The organism is Herbaspirillum sp. BH-1 (genome assembly GCF_002870055.1).
Taxonomy (GTDB): Bacteria; Pseudomonadota; Gammaproteobacteria; order Burkholderiales; family Burkholderiaceae_D; genus Herbaspirillum; species Herbaspirillum frisingense.
The window spans coordinates 88,042-108,547 of the sequence record NZ_PKOI01000017.1 but is presented as its reverse complement, the minus strand read 5'-3'; the positions used below and the strand labels follow the sequence as shown (position 1 = coordinate 108,547).

The 20,506-nt window shown below is 51.5% G+C and carries 17 protein-coding genes; 9 read left to right on the top strand and 8 right to left on the bottom strand.

What is annotated here, in order from left to right; all coding sequences use genetic code 11:
• Both HBH1_RS25505 and HBH1_RS19725 read left to right on the top strand, forming a co-directional pair.
• Positions 1-272, top strand: a 272-nt coding sequence (locus HBH1_RS25505; protein WP_233207659.1) for a hypothetical protein, incomplete at its 5' end; no start/stop codon positions are given.
• A 7-nt stretch (positions 273-279) separates the two neighbouring features.
• Complete coding sequence (locus tag HBH1_RS19725) at positions 280-741, top strand: mobile mystery protein A (RefSeq protein WP_102664082.1); 462 nt, start codon at positions 280-282, stop codon at positions 739-741.
• A 652-nt stretch (positions 742-1,393) separates the two neighbouring features.
• Here the strand turns inward: HBH1_RS19725 and HBH1_RS19715 are convergent.
• From HBH1_RS19715 to HBH1_RS19695, 6 genes are all read right to left on the bottom strand, one after another.
• Positions 1,394-1,759, bottom strand: a complete 366-nt coding sequence (locus HBH1_RS19715; RefSeq protein ID WP_158243312.1) for a helix-turn-helix domain-containing protein — start codon at positions 1,757-1,759, stop codon at positions 1,394-1,396.
• Between the two features lie 604 nt (positions 1,760-2,363).
• A complete protein-coding gene (locus tag HBH1_RS25145) occupies positions 2,364-2,534 on the bottom strand; it encodes a hypothetical protein (RefSeq protein ID WP_158243311.1) in 171 nt (56 codons plus the stop codon).
• A 269-nt stretch (positions 2,535-2,803) separates the two neighbouring features.
• Positions 2,804-4,588 (bottom strand): UvrD-helicase domain-containing protein, encoded by a 1,785-nt coding sequence (locus HBH1_RS19710; protein ID WP_102664076.1) that lies wholly within the window; start codon positions 4,586-4,588, stop codon positions 2,804-2,806.
• Entirely contained in the window at positions 4,585-6,723 is a 2,139-nt protein-coding gene (locus HBH1_RS19705) for an ATP-dependent nuclease (RefSeq protein ID WP_102664081.1), read from the bottom strand. The genes HBH1_RS19710 and HBH1_RS19705 overlap by 4 nt, the downstream gene beginning before the upstream one ends.
• A 373-nt stretch (positions 6,724-7,096) precedes the next feature.
• Entirely contained in the window at positions 7,097-7,606 is a 510-nt protein-coding gene (locus tag HBH1_RS19700) for a hypothetical protein (protein ID WP_146012880.1), read from the bottom strand.
• A 674-nt stretch (positions 7,607-8,280) separates the two neighbouring features.
• Positions 8,281-8,799: a hypothetical protein gene (locus HBH1_RS19695; protein WP_102664074.1), complete on the bottom strand. Its 519-nt coding sequence runs from the start codon at positions 8,797-8,799 to the stop codon at positions 8,281-8,283.
• Positions 8,800-9,731: 932 nt separating this feature from the next.
• Here HBH1_RS19695 and HBH1_RS19685 point away from each other — a divergent pair.
• Both HBH1_RS19685 and HBH1_RS19680 read left to right on the top strand, forming a co-directional pair.
• Positions 9,732-10,934, top strand: a complete 1,203-nt coding sequence (locus HBH1_RS19685; RefSeq protein ID WP_146012879.1) for a reverse transcriptase domain-containing protein — start codon at positions 9,732-9,734, stop codon at positions 10,932-10,934.
• 24 nt (positions 10,935-10,958) lie between these two features.
• Entirely contained in the window at positions 10,959-11,876 is a 918-nt protein-coding gene (locus HBH1_RS19680) for an AbiTii domain-containing protein (protein WP_102664071.1), read from the top strand.
• Positions 11,877-12,654: 778 nt separating this feature from the next.
• Here HBH1_RS19680 and HBH1_RS19675 read toward each other — a convergent pair.
• Positions 12,655-12,963 carry a helix-turn-helix domain-containing protein gene (locus HBH1_RS19675; RefSeq protein WP_102664070.1) on the bottom strand — a complete coding sequence of 103 codons (309 nt, stop codon included), beginning with the start codon at positions 12,961-12,963 and terminating at the stop codon, positions 12,655-12,657.
• Between the two features lie 488 nt (positions 12,964-13,451).
• Between HBH1_RS19675 and HBH1_RS19670 the strand changes: the two genes are divergently transcribed.
• Complete coding sequence (locus HBH1_RS19670) at positions 13,452-14,039, top strand: XRE family transcriptional regulator (protein WP_102664069.1); 588 nt, start codon at positions 13,452-13,454, stop codon at positions 14,037-14,039.
• Positions 14,040-14,699: 660 nt separating this feature from the next.
• Here HBH1_RS19670 and HBH1_RS19660 read toward each other — a convergent pair.
• Positions 14,700-15,200: a hypothetical protein gene (locus HBH1_RS19660; RefSeq protein WP_102664067.1), complete on the bottom strand. Its 501-nt coding sequence runs from the start codon at positions 15,198-15,200 to the stop codon at positions 14,700-14,702.
• 136 nt (positions 15,201-15,336) lie between these two features.
• Here HBH1_RS19660 and HBH1_RS19655 point away from each other — a divergent pair, with 136 nt between their 5' ends.
• From HBH1_RS19655 to HBH1_RS19630, 4 genes are all read left to right on the top strand, one after another.
• Complete coding sequence (locus HBH1_RS19655) at positions 15,337-16,683, top strand: HipA domain-containing protein (RefSeq protein ID WP_102664066.1); 1,347 nt, start codon at positions 15,337-15,339, stop codon at positions 16,681-16,683.
• A gap of 764 nt (positions 16,684-17,447) precedes the next feature.
• Positions 17,448-17,753 (top strand): hypothetical protein, encoded by a 306-nt coding sequence (locus tag HBH1_RS19645; protein ID WP_102664065.1) that lies wholly within the window; start codon positions 17,448-17,450, stop codon positions 17,751-17,753.
• A gap of 9 nt (positions 17,754-17,762) precedes the next feature.
• A complete protein-coding gene (locus HBH1_RS19640; protein ID WP_102664064.1) occupies positions 17,763-18,749 on the top strand; it encodes a hypothetical protein in 987 nt (328 codons plus the stop codon).
• A gap of 207 nt (positions 18,750-18,956) precedes the next feature.
• Positions 18,957-20,408 (top strand): hypothetical protein, encoded by a 1,452-nt coding sequence (locus HBH1_RS19630; RefSeq protein WP_102664062.1) that lies wholly within the window; start codon positions 18,957-18,959, stop codon positions 20,406-20,408.
• The last annotated feature ends 98 nt before the right edge of the window (positions 20,409-20,506 follow it).

Sequence of the window (20,506 nt, the reverse complement as noted above, 5' to 3'; positions counted from 1 at the left end):
GGGGTGGGGTGTGGCGGGATGGCACGGCTGTGTGCAATTGGTGGGAAATCGGCGATGTAATTGGCGTTTTGCGTGAGGATGTGAGATTTTGTGTAAGAGAAGGCATGCTGAGTTGTCCTGCCCCCGGCTGGTTTGTGTTTCCGGCCATTAACGGGGTGGCACAAACGCGATGTGGTCTCGACGGCCGCACCATTGCTTCATTAAACGGAAGCATAAAATTGCTACTTGCTAGCCTATCAGCTATCATAAATGGTCATCACAGTAGCTTATAGGCTAGCAATGTCCCCTGAACTGAACCAGCTGCGCCTTGAGCAGTTGCAAGCCAAGCTATCCACGTACGCGGATCTGGCCAAACGCCAGGCCCCGCCTCGCGGATGGCTGAAGCTGATCCGCGAAGCATTAGGACGCACCCAACGCCAACAGGCGCAGCGGCTTGGCATTTCCGGACCGACCCTGCACAAGTCCGAACAATCCGAGGCAGACGAGCGCATCACGCTCGGGCAACTACGCAAGCTTGCCGACGGGCTGGACTGCGAGCTGGTGTACGCCCTGGTTCCGCGCCGCCCTCTCACCGAGGTCGTGCAGGAACAGGCCCGCGCGATCGCCCGGGAAGAAGTGGCTAGCGTCGCCCACACCATGGGCCTGGAAGACCAGCGGCCAGGTGCCGAAATAGTGGGCAGGCAGGTCGAGCGCAGGACGGAGGAGCTGCTGCGCGGCCGCTGGTCGGACCTATGGCGATAAGCAGGTCAGAATAAACTTGAAGAACATCATGCTCTCAACGATGCACGAGCTGGGATGAACAGAGTTCTTAGATCTGAATGACGATTGTTCTTTCAGCAATTTAGGTGAGGCGTTGCCGAAGTCCCATTCATATACTTTTAGGTCTATCGGAAGCTGATATGTCTCGAACCAGAGATCTAAACCGCTCGTCCATTTGCTCGCTGTTCAAAGGCCGCGGCTCTGGACTTTCCGATTAAAGGTTTGCAGACCTAGCGGCTGTAGAGATCACAAACTCTTCCTAATAGGTATATATTTATATTTATATATTAATAAAAATATTTTAATAAACACATGTTTAAAACAATATTTTTTATTTATTATAATTAAGAGAATATATTTAAATTTGATGTTTGGTAATATTTTATTTTCGCGGTTATAGTGTCAGAAAATTGCTTTGCCACCTACACCTATGCCCGCGAATCCTTTTGAAGTGCTTTTACCTGGCCTACGCTGCTGCCGATGCGAACATACCTGGGTTCGTCGCTCGTCCACGTTGCCGAAGGTTTGCCCTCATTGCAAAAGTCCATATTGGGATACTCCTCGACGTAGAGACAGTAAGAATCAGGAAACAAAGTCGTCAAAGGAACAATGAAGATGCCAAAGAAGATACCCGTCATATTGTTGATTTGCTCGCCGATTTAACCCTCTCTAACTGACCCGCCTTCCATTGCCTGCTAAAGGCCGCCACACGGTCATACGACCCCTCATAACCAAGCCCCCTTAACTCCAGGAACATCTGTTTCAAGGTCCGTCTTTGCTTACGGGATTTGACCAACTCTGAGCTCAGCCACGCGGAAAGCCTTGGGGCATATGCATCCAAAGAGCTCGGTGAATGCCTGCTGGCATAGGAAGGTTCGATCGCCTCTGATCGAATGTAGCGACGAACCGTGTTTCGGGAAATGTCCAACCTGCGGGCAATTTCCCGGATGGAGACGCGATCTCTGATGTACCAGCGTCGAATGATTCCAAGTAGGGCCACGTCTATCACTCCGTTCTCCCGCTCGCTGTCATGAGCAGGATTGTGGTCTAAACATGGGTCAATTTAGGATGCAAATTTCCAGGGAAACTGGGTCAGTTTTCAATGCAAATCAACATCGATGTCCAATCAAGCCGCACACTATCTACAGAGTTTAGATCGAATACATAGACGTGGACAGCAACGCCCTGTTGAGTACATCGTACTTATATGTGAAAACTCTATTGAGGAAGTCGAATATCAACGTCTCTTGCGCAAAGAACAGTCGGCGCAATCATTGCTGGGTGATATTGTTGATCGGCCTCTGATACGTACCACCATGCTAGACGAGACTCTCGCACTGCTAAGCGCCCTTCCCCAGGATAGTTAAACTAGAATACGATCTCTTGATCCGTTACGTAAGGAATCGCGTAATTTGTCCATGAGGCATCGGAATTAAGAAAAGAGGGCCCATATATTTCTCATATATGGGCCCTCTTTTTCTCAGATTATGTAGCTATCTACTGACGATGTAGAAGGATGCATAAACTGAGAACCCCAAGCAGCGATGACGCGGGATTTGGGCGACCGCTTCTATGCTCGTAGCCTAGGTACTCCACCGCGTTGTCTACTTCTCTGGTGAAAACCGATTGAGCTTTTCAATTGCGGCCTGCACCTTCGTCTTCACTATCGGCTCAGTGGGCTCCCGCTCCGACGGAAATGCGCGCACTGCCGTTTTTGGCACAATGACCATTTCATGGCCCAATCGGTCGAGCACCGCCATCAGGGTTGTGACCATGTAACCCGAGTCCCCGCTGAGTACCCCCGTCAGCGTTCGCCTGGCAATGTCGGCGCTCGCGTAAGTCCTGTTGCGTTACCTTCTGCTTCTTCATGGCGTTGCGCATGAGAGTCGCGATATCTGCTAGATTTCGCGCTGATGCCTCTTGAGTCTCAATTCAGGATGCGCAGCAAAGTAGGATTCAATCGGAATATCCTACTTTGATGGCCATGTTTTACCGTAAGTGCGGGCGAGCTTCACATCGTCATTTGTTTCGCGGCAGCGTTGAACTAAGCTAGGTTGTATGGGAAGACACATCTGGCGAGTACCTCGGTCGGACGGTAGATAGGTCCAGTACGCCCGGACCTTCTGCCAGTTTCCGCAATCAGATGCAGGTGCTTTCTGGCCCTAGAGCCAACAACGTACAGCATCTTCTTCGCACTTACCTCGCCGTCGACATCTTTGGAATTGGGTACCATTCCCTGTAGAAGCGCATAGGCAATCACGACATCAAATTCGGCCCCTTTTACACCATGTATGGTGCTCACATTGATTCCACTGCGCGTCTTGAAGACTTTTCGGAAGAAATCGATATCGCGCAAATCAATGCCTTCTCCTCGTACCTTATTTAACTGTGCCAATGAGCTCGCGAAGAACGCAGCATGATGGGATGCCAAGAGCGGGAACGCTCGCCAATCAATTCCGAGGCGTTCCATGAGTTGCGAGAAATATTCAGTCAAATATTCGAGGCCGTCGCGTTCATCGATATGAATCGAATTTGATTCGCGCAGAAGCACCTTGGGGTTGATGCTGCTAACGTCAATTCCTTCACTTTCAAGGTCACGGATTACTTCCGCAGCCCAGCGCATTCTTCGTGTGTACTGAGAAGGTGACGCTTGTGTCAGCGCGATTCTGGAAAGCCGGTACCAGAAATTCTCGATGTCGCGACTGAATGGAACTATGCCAGGGCCATTGAATTCACAATGTGGAAGGGCTGCCATGAGACGCCGAGTCATCGCAGCCAAATGCATCCACCATGGAGCCAAAATGCAAATCTCACTTTGCGCTATTCCCGCATCTAAGGCTTGTCTAACAAGGCGAACCACTTCGTCTATGAGCACATCCTTCTGGACAGTATTGTTGTATGTGACGATGCTGGGGAAGCCGCTGTCCGGCGAGGCCGCATAAATCTGCGTAGCAAAAACATTGTAGTTCGAAAAATATTGGACTATGCGCGCAGATGAACGATAGTTTCCGGACAGTTGCCGCTCAGTTAGCGGTTGACCGCACAATGCCCGAAAGTCCTGGGCAGCCATTGCGAAGCCACCGAGTGAGCCATAAATGGCCTGGTTTGGGTCGCCGACAATGAAAATTCGTGTGCGACCTTCACCTGCTCGAAGAATCGCGCCAAGCATGGAGTATTGAATTCTTTTTGTGTCCTGGAATTCATCAACCAGAATGAGCGGGAACAGGTTCGATAAGACTCGGGCTATTTCAGGCTTGCTTTCTAATAGTCGCCACGCGTATTGCAGTATTTGCTCGAAATCCAAAATTCGGTTATCTGCCAAATGCTGGAAATAGCGGGCATAGACAGCGTGAAGTCTTGGATGCTTGTTTCTGTCGATGCAACTGAGATGATAGTCATCTTCAGTGACGTAGTAGCCACAGTCCCAGACGTCGACTCCTTGTACACGACAAAATTCTTCTAGCAGTTTTTCTTGCTCATGGACATCAATGATACGGAAGCCGTGGGCCAAGCGCGGGGCATATATCCCGTATGGTTTCAGAATCCACTCTAAGCAAAATGAGTGAATTGTTCCAATCCAAAGTTGTGACGTATCGATTCCGAGATTCTCGATGCGCTCGTGGATTTCATCCGCTGCTCGGTTTGTATATGTGAATGCCACGACGAACTTCTTCGGGCTTTGAATCCGCGACAGTTCATGTGCAATTTTATAAGTAAGAGTGCGTGTTTTGCCGCTACCAGGGCATGCCACCAAGAACACGTTCCCCTCATCTACAACCGCATCAGACTGTTCCTGATTCAAGTCTGCATCTGTCCAGGTGAAGCTCATGGTATGGCTCGCAGGAGGTCGCAGACCTGGTCGTCTGGGAGAGCTGCGTACGTCTCATTTCGAATGGTATTGAAATCAACACCTTCGTTTCGATAGAGGCAGACACGGGACCAGTAGTCTTGCAATTGGACGGTAGGGAATTGGCCGTCTTGGCCAACGTAGTGTCTCAATCGATGGTGGAGTATTCTGAAAATCAGTTCACGTGAGAACGTTCCGTGGGCAAAAGCAACTGCTTGAAGAATGTACGTTGGAGTCCTAGAAAAGCCGTCAATGTATTTACCCAGGAGAATGGCGAACCATCCCTTCTTTTTGTAGGCTGCCATAGTCAATGTGCGTCGTCCATAGCGAGCGATTTGTCCGGATTGGAAATCTGCTCTTGCCTCAATTTTGGCTGCATCTTGGGCGTAGACCTCATTTATTGAGTTGACCAAAATATTCTGGTTGACGATAGCAAAGTCCACTTCGAAGGTGTACGTCGCATAAAACGGTTTGACCCAACGATTCCCAAGTGCCTCTGCATCTAGTATGGCCTTTCGTGCAGCTCCGGAAGCTGCCGAACCTTCCATTTTCTTCTTCCACTTACGCGTGGGTTCGTCGTCAGTAGGAAGAATTTGAATGGGAGCATAGGCGGAGTCTTGGTCCGTAATAATGCTGCAACGACGCCGAATTCGTTGGTTGTCGAAGAGGATGGAAATATTGCTAAATCCAGTGCTGCCGATATTTACCAAACTAATTCCAAGCTCATCGAGGCTGACGCCTAACGTCTTCTTGATAAGAAGCGGGAGTAAGATAGCTTCAGCGTCGCCCTCGACAAGAAGAACACTTTTCGCAAAGAGAAGATTGCTACGTACAGCATCTAGGTAGCGTTGAACTGCTCCAACTACTGCTGGTTCTAGCCCGGTAGACGGATGAAACGCCTCGCACGCCTTCCCGTTGCGGCCCAGGACATTCACGTTGCTAACGTTGCTGACTTCCGAGATATGGGTTGAGTGCGTGGAATAAATAATCTGCGCGCCACTGTCGCCGATATTGTCAAACAAGGTTTTTTGCACGTGAGTGTGCAAATGCGCCTCGGGCTCCTCAATTAGCAAGAAGTTCGCAATCGTGTGCCTTGCATTCCGATACTTAAATTCGAGCAGCTTGAGCGTGAGGAAAATCAAATTGGCGCCACCAAGACTGAGCTCATGAATTGGCCCTTCATGCTCGTCATTGGATTCGCCGACAAATAATTTCAGCGATTGAAATAATCTATCTGTTTCTTGAGGGAGTTCGGACTTGATAGATAGGGACGACGGCGAATACGTTTGCCCTGCTGCCGAGTAAATTGTCTCGCGGATGTCTCGTCGCAGTGACGTTACGTTCTCAAGGCCCTCGATTGACTGGTTCAATGCTTGAACCTGCCCGATGATTGGCCTAAGAAGCTCCTCGTTAATTTCACCGCTCATCCGCTTCAACAAGGAAAGGAGCGGATTTGTCCGATTATTGTGGAATTCAGAGACGACGTCGCGGAGCGCTTGAATAAAGGTCAGAGAAACCTCTTTTGTTACGGAGAGGTATGTAGGGAGGCGCGAGCCGATTTCCGGTGAATCGACTTCCTTGGGAAAGACTGCATTATCGAAATCTCCGACAATGCGGGCATAGTCCGCTGGATTAGCGAAGTCCGCGGTACTTCGTCCTGTGAGAACCACCTCGTAATCGGCCGTTGTGAGTGAGTTAAGAATGGCATTCATGCCAGGGACATCACCATTCATAAGTGCGGCCAATCGGAGGCGGACCTCTTTAATGGGGCGAAAAATGAGGTTGTAGGTTGCAGTTTGGACTGGCTGGTCACCAAGCACCCCGGTACCGTGCACGAACAATGACTGAATTTCTTCGTCAAGGCTTATCTCTGATAACTCTGCACTAATGAATATCCAGTGACCTTGCCACCGCTCGAGGCCCCGATGAAAGTCCGCCAAATCCATGCTTTTAGCGACCCGCACCATGCTGTCGTCTAGCAGAAGGCGAATTGCACGGAAGACGTTGGTCTTTCCAGCACCATTCTCTCCAATGATGGTGTTAACGCCTTTGTTGAATTTAAGCGTCGCGTTCTTGAAGTTCCGATAGTTGACGATTGTTAACTTTGAAATATGCATCATTCCCCCGAATTTTTATATCGTCGGCATTCACGTCTGAGGCACCAGTAAGTGAAGAATAAAATCTTCGAGCCTCAGCGAACATGCGTAACAAAATTGCAAGCTCAAAAATATACTGCGATTCAATCGTCGCGTGTGATGTGAAGCAGAGAGTTGGGCTCTCAAGCCTTCTAGAGACCAGCTACACAGAACGGCCCATCATTGGCCGGACGAGTAGGCATCGTTAGCACAACAATCGGCGGCCTTCAGTATTGAGGCTATCAGGGATGTTCCACTACCAAGCGGTTTCATGACGATGAGGGCGCGTGGACAGTTGGCGGCACCAACGAGTGCTTCTCCCGTGATGTACCGGCCGGAAGTGGCTACAAATTTGTTAGATTAGGCGGAACAGAGAGTTTCCATCAAATTCATCCAGCCATCTCAGATTCATCGCAGACAGTTGTCCTGGGGTGCTACTTGCCACAGTGACCAGGCCGAATGATGCTCCGAATAGAGCCGTGACTATTAAAAGGTTGTTTTCGTTGGACCGACCGATTCGACATTCGAATTGGTCAGCCAAGTTTTGACCATTGCGCATGGTCGGAATGGATTCCGATGTGAATTGCGAGGCATAAGTCAGTACCGGCACTTCTCCGTGTTCAAGCATGGTCGCGTTGGTGAACCAATTGAAGAGAATCTCGCCGTCGAGAGGGAGCGCATTGCCATAAGCCTTGTAGAAGAGGCCTTTCGTCAGCTTTCGGGCTAGGACGATGACCGCTTCGTCTGCCCGCACTGGGACATGAACAATGCCAGAGTGTCGTCGAAGCTGTCCTGGTACTGGCTGCATATTGAGTCGGCGCATCGCGTCTCGAGCCTCTCTGGTCGATACATTGAACATATCCAAGAGGACTCCTGTTCCTTGGTTATGGACGTTCAACATCAATCCAGGAATTCTTCCGTCCGCCCCGCGCGCGGGATTTGCAGGGTCCATGCGACCTATCAGGGAAACGATGGCATCGTCGTTGGATGAGCTGTTATTGCACTGTGCGCACGAAGGAAAGACAAAACCCTCTGGCCAATGCTTGTGAGTGAAAAGGGCACGGGGAGGGCAATGTTCTTCGGTCTCGGTCGGCCGCTGCCCTCCGCAAAAAATGCAAAGCGGATGATTTTGGCGAAATTCCTGAGCCTTCTGCTTTGATTGTCCCATTTTCTTTTAGTCGCGAGCGATAGATGCCTGAGGGGGGAAGGCAGATTTAGCTTGTGCCTTCCACGCCGCAGCGGCATCGGAATGAGTAGGGCCAGTTGCCTCGATATGGTTGCTGTTGAAGAACCCACGAGCACGCCATGTCGATTAGCTTGACCGGGCTGCCCAAATTTCCATTGCAGTGCAATTAATTGTAATTGTGGTGCGCAGCAAATACGCATCGATTCCTGTAAGCATTCAAAATTAAGCTGAAGACCGAAGCCAAATAAATCAAAGGCTTAAGAAATTTCAGATTAACTTTAGGCAGTCCCTCCTCCTTTTACGACTTCGCAGGCGCAGCAAAATAGGTCCATGATTTGTGGTTGCCGCGTGCCTCACTGACAAGCGACAATCTGTTGCATGAGCTTATCTCTTTGTTGCCGAAGGTCGGCGATTCTGGATGCAAATGTTGCATCGTCCTCACGATTGAAGCCAGCCGAGCGATTTTCACTGAGTTTTGCTGATAGCTCAGCATCCACGGTAATTAGGCGCCCCCTAAGAAACTGAATATCACTCTGGCGATTTTGCGTGAAGCGCTGTCCCTGTTCTTGAGCTATTTTCAGTTGTTCAGCCCTACCTACCAATTTTTCTCGTAGGGAGCGGCTGTCATTTTCCGCAAGCTTCAACTGAGTTTGCACATTCAGCAGCTTGTGTTTAAGGTCATCGATGGTTTTGCTTGCTTCACGGTCGCTGTAGAAGACGCCGGCCTTGTAGGCACCGCCGCATATGGCCAACAATCCAGCCACGGTGAACCCCGCGACGAACCTTTGGAAAGTGGCCCATCCAACCGCGCTTGCCGGCGGTGAATTTGGATGTGTCGGCGGATTCTGGTTTTGTGCCTGCGTGGTGGTCATGTGTCACTCCCTAATTATTGCCACTAATCAACTAAAGCGGTTTATCACCCCAGCGAAATAGCCTAATGGGCGTTTGGTTCTGCGCAACTCTCGGCAGGGAGGTGTTTTCAGAGGAAAGATTACGAGCTTTCCTCTTCGCAAAATGCTCACGAAGGGCCCTCCAGGAGGCGTTATCTCGGTAAAGCCACGCTTTTTATTCCCTCTTTTGTTGATTACTTGTTCGGATGGCAATGGGTGTTGTCGCCCGGGCAGATAAGTTGTTGCGGGATGTAATAGTTACGTTTGCTCTTTGATTAGCTCGGCCGAGGCGGGATATAGTTGAGCTGTGGTAGCACCCAGCATGCATCTCTGCTGGTTGCGCTGCGCGTTACCCTGCTGCGACATGTCGCCCAAGCGAGCAATCGCGAGTGCGTCATCGGCGGAAACCGCGGTGAGCGGCTGACCTCGTCTGAGGCAGTCAGGAACCGGGCAGCCGACGAAGGCCTGGGGTCGCCTTCTTCCCCAAGAATTGACGGGAAGGCGATTAAGAAGCGCGCAGGGCGGCCGGCGCGCGGAGAGGCGGGTGCGCCCGAAACGTCGACGTGCCCTAAGGACACGCCCGCGCGCCTTCGTGGCTACTTCCGCGCTCTTCGCAGGGTGGCCGCCGTGATTCTAGTCGTATTTTCGATGAATATCGGTACGGAGGACGATGGAATGAGAAGCATTTACATTTCGGCGGCGGCTGAGGTGGACGGGGTCGACCAGCATGCATCTCTGCTGGTTGCGCTGCGCGTTACCCTGCTGCAAAATGTCGCCCAAGCGAGCAATCGCGAGTGCGTCATCGGCGGAAACCGCGGTGAGCGGCTGACCTCGTCTGAGGCAGTCAGGAACCGGGCAGCCGACGGAGCTTATGGTCGCGGGTCTTGGGGTTTCAGTCGCCCGCGGTTCTCCTAATGACGAATGCCTTTCAAAAAGCATTATCCACAAGTGCGTTGCATGACGCCTGGCGGGAAATGCTGACCAAGTCCTCAGCAGCCTCTCGAAGAACAGAGGGCGTTGACGGCACCTCTATCAATGATTTCGACCAGAATGCAATGGCGGCAATACGTAGGCTGTCGGGTGAATTGCGGTCAAGAGATTTCCAATTCCAGCGATTGAAACCGGTGACAATTATCAAGCCGAATGGCAAGAGGCGGGTCATTGCCATTCCGACGGTAAAGGACCGGATTGTCCAGCGCGCGTTGGTGAACTTCCTATCTGAGAAGTACGGGTACAAGCTGGCGAACGACATCAGCTATGGATTTATCAAGAAGCGCTCGGTGAAGCAGGCTGCGCTAAATGCTGTGGCCATGCGGAAGGCGCACCCTTGGGTATTCAAGACGGACGTCACGGCATTCTTTGACAATATTCCACGGGATAAGCTGAGGACAGCGATTGAGCGATTCGTGAAGGACCGGTCGCTTCATGGGATTCTGTTCCAAGCGATGGCGTGCGAGATTGATGATGGACGGCAGTATGTAGCGAAGAAAATAAGGGCGCAGGGGATTATTGCGGGCCAGGGCATACGCCAGGGGATGCCTTTGTCGCCTCTGTTCTCGAATTTATTGCTCCATGATTTTGATGCCGCCATCCAGAAGAAGAAATTCAGTGCTTTGCGGTATGCGGATGACTTGATTTTCTTCGGAAACGACCGGCAAGAATGCGAAGCAGCTGCGGACTTCTGCCTCGCCGAGCTTCGCAAACTGGATTTAAGTATTCCGGCCCTCGATGCCCCAGATACAAAATCCTTTATCTGTGCCCCCAATACTCCGACCGAATTCCTTGGATTAGAACTCTCACCAAACAAGGGGTCGTATTCGCTGCGTCTCTCCACGAAGCAAATTCAATCGATTCGTGATGACATTTTGAGTATGGGGAGCGTCTCGAAATTGCTGTCGCAGGGCATCACGCTCAAGAACCTTGGCCAGGTTCTAGCGGCGAAGACTAACGGTTTCCTGGCTGCCTACGACGTATGCGAAAACGTGGACATGGTAGAGAAGAACCTAGGGGACATTGAGCAAAAGACACTTCTCGCGTTATATAAAAACGATTTGGGTATCGATACAAAGAAACTCTCGCGTGAAGCCAGAACGTTCTTAGGTCTGCAGGGAGCTTGAAGAACAAGTCTATGGAGAATAGCTTTGAAGCTGGTCGATGAAACCATTGAGATGCTCACGTCTGCACAGCCAGATTTGGAGAACGCCCTCTTCAAGTCCCAAGTTCTTGCGCACAAGCTTGGAGAGCCGGATTTTGGAACGTGGGTGAAAAGTGAATTGGTGGGGTATCCAATAGGTACCGAAGTGCCGCAATATCGGAGGGTATCTCTCACCCCATACGGCAATATCTCCAATGGCTTTGTGATACACCAGAATATGCGCTTACCAACCAGAGGCCTATCAGTGGAGCTACGCGATAAATTCTTCGTACGAAAATTACGAGATAGCATTGCCGTTATTCGCGACTGGGGAAAAGTAGAGAATCTAAGCATCTCATTTTCGCCGGAAACCTTTGGTATTTTTAAAGGCCTCGAGCGAGGCCATTACATAGAGCGGGCGTGGGGAATTTATGGCGAAGGTGCCATGACTCAGGTGCTGGTCGAAGTGCGTTCCAGATTGCTAGATTTCTTGCTGAATTTGGCGGATAGATTTCCCGCAGAACCTGAGCCGAGTGCAATTAAAGAACTATCCAAGGAGCTGGGTGTGAACGAACTGTTTAAGGGTGCCATTTTTGGCAATGGAGCTGTACTTAATGTCGCGGTCGGCAACAACAATGTAGCGACGCAAACTGCAACGGTAACTATCACCCAAGGAGACTTTGAATCTCTGGCGAAAGAACTGAAGGCAGCAAAAGTTCAAGAACCTGATATCCAAGAACTACGCCAAGCAATTGAATTCGACAAAAATTCAGAAGAGATTGCTACTGGAAATGTTGGGCCTGAGGTCCGAGGCTGGCTGAACACAATGCTGACTAAAGCCGGAACTGCAGGCTGGGACTTCAGTATGCAGACCGGCGCCGCTGTCTTAGCCGCCGCGATAGGTAAGTATTACGGCTTTAACTGAGATTATCGCCAAACTTTTCAAGCGCAATCTGCACTTTGGTCTTCACGGCCGGCGCAGTAACCTCCCACTCCGACGGTATCCCCCGCACGGCCGCCTTGGGCACTATGACTATCTCATAGCCCAGGCGGTCGAGCACCGCCATCAGAGTGGTGACCTTATAGTCCGACCACCACTGAGCACACCGGTCAGCGTTCGCTTGGCAATGCCGGCGCGCTCACGTAGGTCCTGTTGCATTACCTCCTGCATCTTCATCACGTCGCACATTAGAGTCGCGATGTCTCCTGGATTGCGCATCGATTCCTTTTGAGACTTTAGTTCTGGGGTGCGCAGCAAAGTAGGATTGCAGCGAAATATCCTACTTTAATGACCATGTTTTACCTAAATTGAGACGCCATATCCGCTGAGGACACTCCCACGTAGCGCAGCGGACAAAATCTTGATATTTTATGGTGCCTTAAATCCTTCGTGCCGCTTCGGTGAGAGCCAAAAGCTAGCAAGAAGGTCTAGTTGAGAGACTAGCAAGGCTTAGCATGAGCGGGTGTTCGTCGTAAAAGCTAAGCGCCGCCTTATTGTTGAATGAGGTTCCACCTGGAGTGGAATAATCAAGAGAAGTCCCGCGACCTATTCCTCGAAGACGATTTCGTCGACTTCCCATTTTCTAGGCGATAAAGCCCGCTCGCGACGCCGAGTTGGTGTGCGGCGTCAAGAGCTAGATTCCGAGGCTGGTTCAGCGGTGACGCCGAATTTGGCCGAGCGCTTAAGTATTCCAGCGCGTTGCCTACTTCTCTGGTGAAAGCTGATTGAGCTTTTCAATTGCAATCTGCACCTTCGTCTTCACGGCCGGCTCAGTCGGCTCCCACTTCGTCGGAACTGCACGTGCGGCCGCTTTGGGCACGATAACAATTTCGTAGCCCAATCGGTCGAGCACCGCCATCAAGGGGGTGACCTTGTAATCGCGCTCTCCGCTAAGTACCCCGGTCAGCGTTCGCCTGGCAATCCCGGCACGCTCACGTAGGTCCTGCTGCGTTACTTTCTGTTTCTTCATCGCATCACGCATGAGAATCGCGATGTCTCTTAGATTTCGCATTGATGCCTCTTGAGTCTCAATTCCGGATGCGCAGCAAAGTAGGATTTAATCGAAATATCCTACTTTGATGACCATGTCTTGCCATGTTCTAAGGCATGCACCTCATCGTGCCGAATGCTGCGGCAGTTGTCGACAGCCTGCAGCGCATCGCTGGTCTCTGCCTTATCGGTCACGGGTAGATTTCTTCTCGATGGCATTTTAGTTGTAAGTCCATCGAATGCCAGGCGAGAGCGGCGTTATACCGCGTTATACCGGAGTCGGATAATTATCCGATTTAAGATAATTCAGGATAACGGCGGCTGAGCGTAGGCGTGAAACTTAAAAATCTATGTACTTTTCGGACGAAAGCACGATAAATCGAAGTGGTTTTCGGACAAGTCGGGACAAATCGCCACTCGTTTCGGACATGCGATGCACTGCTTGGAGCGCAGCTTGCTTCCGTTGTGGGGCGGTCTACACTGATTTCATCGACCACACGAGGAAGTGATATGGAACATGAATTCATCCTTCGGTTTAGCCTGGGCCCGGCCGATGCTGTCGGCGATGTGGACGATATCCTTGAGCGATTGGGGGAAGCTGGTTGCTTAGACGCGCTAGTGGGGATAGGGGCCCCGGGGAAGATAGCTCTGGAATTCTCTCGCAGCGCTACCTCGTTGGAGCAGGCAATTCGGAGCGCAATCGCTGATGTGAAGACCGCCATACCGACCGCGGAGGTGTACTCGATAGAGCCAGCGGAGGGCGGAGAGCAAGCAGATGCAATCCTCACGAAAAAACTGGCCGTCATGGAGAGTTTGATGGCTGAGCTCGTGAGCTGGATAGAGCTGAATCAACTCACGCACGCACAAGCTGCAGAAAGGCTCGTTGTGAAGACTCAACGGATAGACGAGATATTCAAAAGGAATCCGCGAAATTTCACCATCGATTTTCTAGTGGACATGCTACTGCGCGCGGGAAAAAAAGTGCATTTAAGGGGCTGTCCGGAGGAGATTGCCGGCGAAACGCCGGCCAGTCCAGGATGCAAGCTGGCCGACCTGATGGCAGAGATGTCGCATGGAGGGCCGCGTGTCGAAGGCTGAGATGCCCTCGGTCGTGATGGAGAGCAGCGGATGGCGTAGTTGCCAAGCTATGGTGAGATTGCGCATCTCGGTTCGACCCTTAATCTGGTCGGGGAATCAAGGTCCCGCACTTCGGTCTTGTCCTGGTCACACGCGCTAATCCGAATTTACGATATGCCAGGTGCCCGCCAGTTAATCGTCGCAGTCGCAATACTTTCCAGTATCCACCTGAACGAATCTGTACGGGGGCGTATTCGTAGGGACTTGGCCTCTCGCTTTGGTTGCCGGCTGAATGGCGATTACCTGGCTGAGTTGCATGTACGAATGTCCTTCCGCCTCGCAGAGAACTACTCGGGGTTGAGTCTCCGCGCCGTCATTGACATCGTTCTTCGATACCTGTTGGAGCATGTGGACAGTATCGCGCCCCATTTGCATTGAAGTTTGCGCTAAGTGCGCCAGCTTGCTAAGCTGTATGAAAGGGCCTCTTGAGCCGACTCGCGAGGTCGCCCACCAAGTGCTAACTGGTCTAGCAATCGCTAGGTAAGAGGAATCGGACCCGATGGACCAGAAGCCCCGCTAGTCGGGGCTTCTGCGTTCTCGAGACTGACGTGGAATATGAACTCAAATTATCCACAGCTCTTTTTGGATTAGGCTCTCAAGGCACCAAGGTACGGATTTTCTCTACCTTTTTGATTTTCGCTTCTTGGTGGTTTCCGGTCGTGCAGCCTCCATGATAGTTTTGACGACACTAGGATTTGCCTGGACGAGCCTTGCGTTCTCTGCCACGTAGCCATACAAATCCCTCAGAGCGGTTACAACACCGGCTGACCTTGAGAAGCCACCCTCGCAGTGGACGAGCAAAGTGTGAACGCTATCCGGAAGTGCCTGGGCGAATCGCAATATGTCTTCTGCATCATCCTCAGTCATTGCCGCAGGGAGCTTCTCTGCCGCTCGTGCTGAGAGCTCGCCAAGGAAATCGACGTCTGCGAAGCTTAGTCTCAGCAAATACTTGTACTCGGGCAGCTGGGCCGGATGTTTTTCAGGGGCAGTAATGGAAATCATGGCCACCCCGTCAATCAGCGGGATGCGTTCCGCGTCCCCTCGGGACAGGGCGAATACCTGCCTGCCCTGTGCTGACGGACGGTACAGTTTGGCAACGACGTCTTTGACTCGAGTGTTCATTGGATAAATTTATCGTTCGTGCGCGGCGCCGTGTCAAGGTCAAGCCGGGTGTGAATGGCTGTTTTTAGTTGGCCTCTCTTTTGCATAATCCGAGGTGCCGTCTAAAACATAAGTTTTTCTTGCTGTGGAGGATGTGATGGATATAGCTACGCTACTGTCGAGAGGTCGAGCTAGTATCTGCGCGACTACAGCAAACCAGCTTATCGCCGGCATCGAATACAGCCCTTTAGAGGAGCAGTGCAACTTCAGTTATGGCAGGGTGTGGAGAACGTGCGACTATTCGTATCCACTTTCACTTCACCTTCCTCTCAAGGAGGGCCAAGCTCCCTACAGGGTGATTCGGGACCATCTGTTGAACCTTCTGCCAGAAGGAGAAGCGCGAGGGGAAGCCGCTCGCCGATATCAGCTCAGTCACGCGAATGCTTGCGCAATGGCCGTCTATCTATGTCGAGAGCCGGCGGGCGCCGTGGGATTCGACCTGGATGTGGAGGAGTTGAGCGTCCCCGATGATAGACCGCCAGTCGTCCGGGAGCTGCCAGCAGCGGAATTGTCCAAACGTATCCGACGCAGGGGCACCACCCCATTCGCTTTCTGGGATGACGTTTTCTACCAGTCGTTAGCCGGCGTCCAAGATAAGCTCCAGGTGCGCTTGGACGGCGATGACCTCCAGCTCGTCGGCGGATGTTTGAATTCGAGCCACATACTGAAACCCGAGCCCCACGGCCAAAGCACGCGGCGCATGGTCGCTAATGAGCACTTCTGCATGTCTCTCGCTAGAGCGGTGGGATTACCTGTAGCCAACGTTGAAATCCGACGTGTACCGGAACCCGTCTTGCTGGTGGAACGCTTTGACCGTGCCAGAAGCATTATCCGGTACCCGGAAATGGTTGAGCGTGTGCACACCTTGGATGCGTGCCAAGCGCTTGGAGAACATCCCTTCTTCAAGTACGAGTGTCCAGAGGGGTATGGAGGCGCGTATCGGGAGAGACGTATCGGTATCGGCTTTCGTGAAATGTTCGAATTGGACCGGCATTTCATGGTGCCACGGGAAGGAAGAATGGCCATCGTGAGATGGGCACTTTTCAACATGCTCATTGGAAATAGCGATGCGCACGCAAAGAACTTTTCGTTCTTCCAGCATAGGCTCGGAATCATGCCGGCCCCGGCCTATGACCTCGTCTGCACGCGCGTCTATGACATGGGTATTGAAATGGCGATGGCGTTCGGTAATGCCTTCTTGGTCGAGGACGTCGTTGCTGATGACCTGACGATTTTTACGGAAGAAGCAGGTATTGCGCGCGACACGCTTGTTGAAGAACTGAAGGCCCTGGCTACTGCCGTGAGGGCACATGCGCCAATTTTGGCAAAGAGCGACGTCTACACTCAGCAGGAGCGGACATTGGTCCGTAAGATTGCTACTTCAATCGAGGGCCGTGCAATACATTTGTTGAAAGTCGCGTCGGTGTCGCCCGGCCAGGAGTAGCTGTGGGCGATTTATGAAGCTGCCCACATTCTCAGACGCTACTCTCGGAGAGGACCACGTGAGGGGAAAAATGCGACCAGCACAGCTTTTTCTTGAGCATAAAGGCGAAGTCCTCCGGATGGTTTCGAAGTTCAGTGCTCAAAATCCTGCACTTTATGGGTCCTTAACCGCGGGGGTGGCTCCGACTAGGCAGGGTTGTACCCGCTGGTGGAGGCAGAGGAAGCTACCACGGTGGCGTTCTTGGGCAAGACTACTTCCAGGATGCCGTCAATCTTGATACCTAGTTTAGAAAGCTCTTGGACATCTTTTGCGGTGAGCTTCGGTGACGAGATAGTGATGAGACCATCCTTGGTGTGTGAGACCGAGAATGTCTCCATCATCTTCCGGTTATCGCCCTGCATTCTTCTTCGCAAGAAGTTTCAATTGATAGCTGCGCTGTCCAAGGTATTCATCGGACTGGGCCATTTGGGTCGCTCCTCATCTTTGCCGCTCAGTGAGCCGGGCTTCAGGACACGGCGCGTCGTCGCCATGTCATCAACGAAAAGAAAATGCTGGACTGTATTCTTCATCATCATTACCTAAGATTTCTTGGTGGAAATTACATGGCTAACTTGCGTATAAGCGAAGCGCTCAAAGCAATGTAAATTTAGGCCATTCGTACATTTGAATGATGCTGACTCTGTGAGTAGCTGTTAAATTGGTCCGCGCACGCGAAGTGTGCGACCTAGTCATTACCTGGGATAAATCAAAAAATAGGGGTAGGCATGACAGCATATGAAGAAGTTGAGGGCGTTGCTCTTGATGTCATTAATTTGTTTGTGCGCAAGGAGCTAAAGGAAAGGTACGGGGCCGGTCTGCCATATGACCGCGATACAAAGATGGACGACATCGGCTTAAATTTCTACATTCGTAGGAATATGGCAGAAGAGACGGCCAATAGGATGCAAGCGCTCTGCGAAGAGCGCGAGAAAAGATGGTATGGAACGGGCCGAGGCCAGGTAGCAGCATGTGTAACCATAGGTGCTTATGTTGATTTGTGCTCGCGGCAGAGCCAAATCTTCCCGAGTTGAGGAGTCATTGTGAAGAGACTCTTATTGCTGGGAATTTTAGGTGTACCTCCATGCGCCTTCGCCGAGCCAGATATCGACAAATGCCTGGCAAGCTCGGACGACAAGGCAAAACAGAAAGAGTGCATATTTCGGGAGTTTGACTATAAGCCTCAGGCTCAGAAGATACCTGCGGAAGACAAGAAGCCACCAGCAGCAGCGGAGCCAGCGCCACTCTTTTCGTTTTCACTGAACGATGACGCGACAATATCGAACTCCGGTGATGCAACGCTGGGCACGAAGGCTGGCACTATCACTGCGACCCAAACAGACGGTGCAGCATACGGTGCCGTGAAACTGGGTGCTGTTCTTATGGCAAATATAGAAGGAGCTGAAACTTGGCAGCCTTTTGCCGCAGCCGCATGGACTCGAGACTCCCCAGCAAAAAATCCCAAAGATGTGCGCGATTTCAGTATTGGCTTAAATGGCGCGCTTTGGAACATGGCCGGCCGGTCATGGACTATCGACCTCACACCACGCTTGATTCGCCGGATTGATATTGTGGGGCACAGTCGTTCGAACATTCTGCAACTTCATGGCGACATCATTTCCACTTACGCGGGGACGGTCAAAAACGGGGACAACAGCTATTCGCTCATTCCTCAGTTTGGTGTGCTTAACGAAAACCGCATCAATGAGAAATCCGATTCGGGAGTTTGGCGCGGCGGATATGTCGGGTTCCTCTCTACAGCACTATTGAATGGGATATTGCCTCGACTTTCATTCAAAGCGCAGTATCAATACTTCCGCGATTTCACCGCCCCTGCAGGCAATTCGAGAAGAAGTGATGGCTATGGGAAAGTCTCACTGAACTACGATTTTGTTGACCCCGACAATAAGGCGCTAAATGTCTATCCATCAGTCGGATTGGCTCGTGAAGTAGGGATTGACCCTGTTTTAGGTGTCAACCAGGTAAATACGACCAAGCTGACCATCGGGTTCAAAATTCAATACAAGTGATTGTGTCGGAGTTCAGTGGCGAGAATCCCCGGCTGTACGGGCCCTCAGCCAACGGGCAGGATTCGAACTACACGGGGCTATACCTAGTGGTGGACACAAAGGAGACCATCAAGGCCGGAGATTTAGGAAGAATTCAGCGTATGGTGAGTGGGCTGATTGGCGCGGAGGTGACGATAAGGACGTCGACGTGATAGGGAGGTATCACAAGTGATTTATTTCTCGGATGTGTTCGGAATCGAACCAGAAATTGTCGATTCATATGGCGCCTTCAACATCGCACTGGTGAACGACCTACCGCTATTTGTTGACCCATTTCTCCTCTACGACAGCGAGCAGCCCGAATTTCGCGCATTACACGACGACATCATCAGGTACTTGGTCTTCGTGCGGGACAGAGCTCAGGCCGACGAACTAACCGAGGGCGCAATATCTCAGTGGCTCTTCTTCCGTGAGGTCAAACAAAACTGGCTTGGGTTCAGCCAACAGGGAAATAGCGGCACTGGTCTTGGCAAACATTTTGCCCAGGCGCTTGCCCGAAACTTTCAACGGGTGTTCCGGGACTTTGGTGAAGAGACGCTCACAAGGGGTTCGCATCTGGAAAAGCTCGGCTTGCTAAGCGGTGGTGTGGGCCGAGACCACCTGAGCGACTTCACCACGAACCTCATCAAAGGTCAGTTGCTTAAGTACACCGAGGACTTTGCCAAAGCACATCTGCAACCGAACCGAACGAAACGAATCCATATCGAGCGAGTCAGCTTCAACTATGAGACACGGCGCTGGCAGTCCGGACACTTCACGTTGCCATGGCATGCCGGCGACTACGTCATCCTCACGCCGTGCGAGATTCTGACCCGCGATGAGGCCTGGATTAACCAAGGTGACATGCTCAATCAGTTCCTCCAGCTTCGACATTCATTACCCGACGAACACCTGCGTGCCCAAGTTAACGACCACTTCCTTCGACAAATCAATGAACGGTCGACGACGGAAGAACGCAAGGCTGCCGCGTTACGCACCATTGAGAAATTTACCGAGTTGATTGACCACTACATCAAGTGGAAAGAGGACCATGCTGGCGAGGCGCATACCATCAGCAACAAGAAGGTTCAGGAAACACATACACAGTTCGTAGAGAACATCCGCGAATTGGTACTGAATCATCTTGCTGGTACCGAGTTCTATGAGAGAGGCAACTCATACGAGGAAGCCCTGGAACGAGTGAAATATCTGAAACACGTCATCGAAGACAACGACGGATATCGGGTCTTTTACGTAGACGGCGCACCCGTCAAGCGCGAGAGCGACCTTCACACCATGTTCCGTCTGACTTGGTATGCAACGGCGTTTGATGTAAATGCCGAAGTCAATAATGGTCGCGGGCCAGTGGATTACAAGGTCTCGAAAGGAAAGCGGAACGCCAGCCTGGTCGAGTTTAAACTGGCGAGCAATTCAAGCCTACGGCGCAACCTTGAGAAACAAGTCGAAGTCTACGCCAAGGCCAGTCAGACTGACCGCGCCATCAAGGTGATTTTGTATTTTTCCGATAGTGAGCTGGAGAAGGTCATGGGCATTCTCCGTGACTTGAAGCTCCAAGACAGGGAGGACATCGTACTTATTGATGCGGGAAGGGAAAACAAGACATCAGGGTCAAAGACCTGATTACGGAATACTTCAACTAATGAAAAATTCGGCTAGAACGCTAGAATTGAACGGTAGCTGTTGGTTCAAGAGCGACCGTTGTGAAATGTAATATGTAA

What these genes read in the sequence shown, in the direction of transcription:
- HBH1_RS19645 (WP_102664065.1), top strand. Translation starts at nt 17,448, where the DNA reads ATGACAGCATATGAAGAAGTTGAGGGCGTTGCTCTTGATGTCATTAAT.
- HBH1_RS19705 (WP_102664081.1), bottom strand. Translation starts at nt 6,723, where the DNA reads ATGCATATTTCAAAGTTAACAATCGTCAACTATCGGAACTTCAAGAAC.
- HBH1_RS19675 (WP_102664070.1), bottom strand. Translation starts at nt 12,963, where the DNA reads ATGCGAAATCTAAGAGACATCGCGATTCTCATGCGTGATGCGATGAAG.
- HBH1_RS19660 (WP_102664067.1), bottom strand. Translation starts at nt 15,200, where the DNA reads ATGAACACTCGAGTCAAAGACGTCGTTGCCAAACTGTACCGTCCGTCA.
- HBH1_RS19685 (WP_146012879.1), top strand. Translation starts at nt 9,732, where the DNA reads ATGACGAATGCCTTTCAAAAAGCATTATCCACAAGTGCGTTGCATGAC.
- HBH1_RS19695 (WP_102664074.1), bottom strand. Translation starts at nt 8,799, where the DNA reads ATGACCACCACGCAGGCACAAAACCAGAATCCGCCGACACATCCAAAT.
- HBH1_RS19655 (WP_102664066.1), top strand. Translation starts at nt 15,337, where the DNA reads ATGGATATAGCTACGCTACTGTCGAGAGGTCGAGCTAGTATCTGCGCG.
- HBH1_RS19670 (WP_102664069.1), top strand. Translation starts at nt 13,452, where the DNA reads ATGGAACATGAATTCATCCTTCGGTTTAGCCTGGGCCCGGCCGATGCT.
- HBH1_RS19710 (WP_102664076.1), bottom strand. Translation starts at nt 4,588, where the DNA reads ATGAGCTTCACCTGGACAGATGCAGACTTGAATCAGGAACAGTCTGAT.
- HBH1_RS19725 (WP_102664082.1), top strand. Translation starts at nt 280, where the DNA reads ATGTCCCCTGAACTGAACCAGCTGCGCCTTGAGCAGTTGCAAGCCAAG.
- HBH1_RS25145 (WP_158243311.1), bottom strand. Translation starts at nt 2,534, where the DNA reads ATGGTCACAACCCTGATGGCGGTGCTCGACCGATTGGGCCATGAAATG.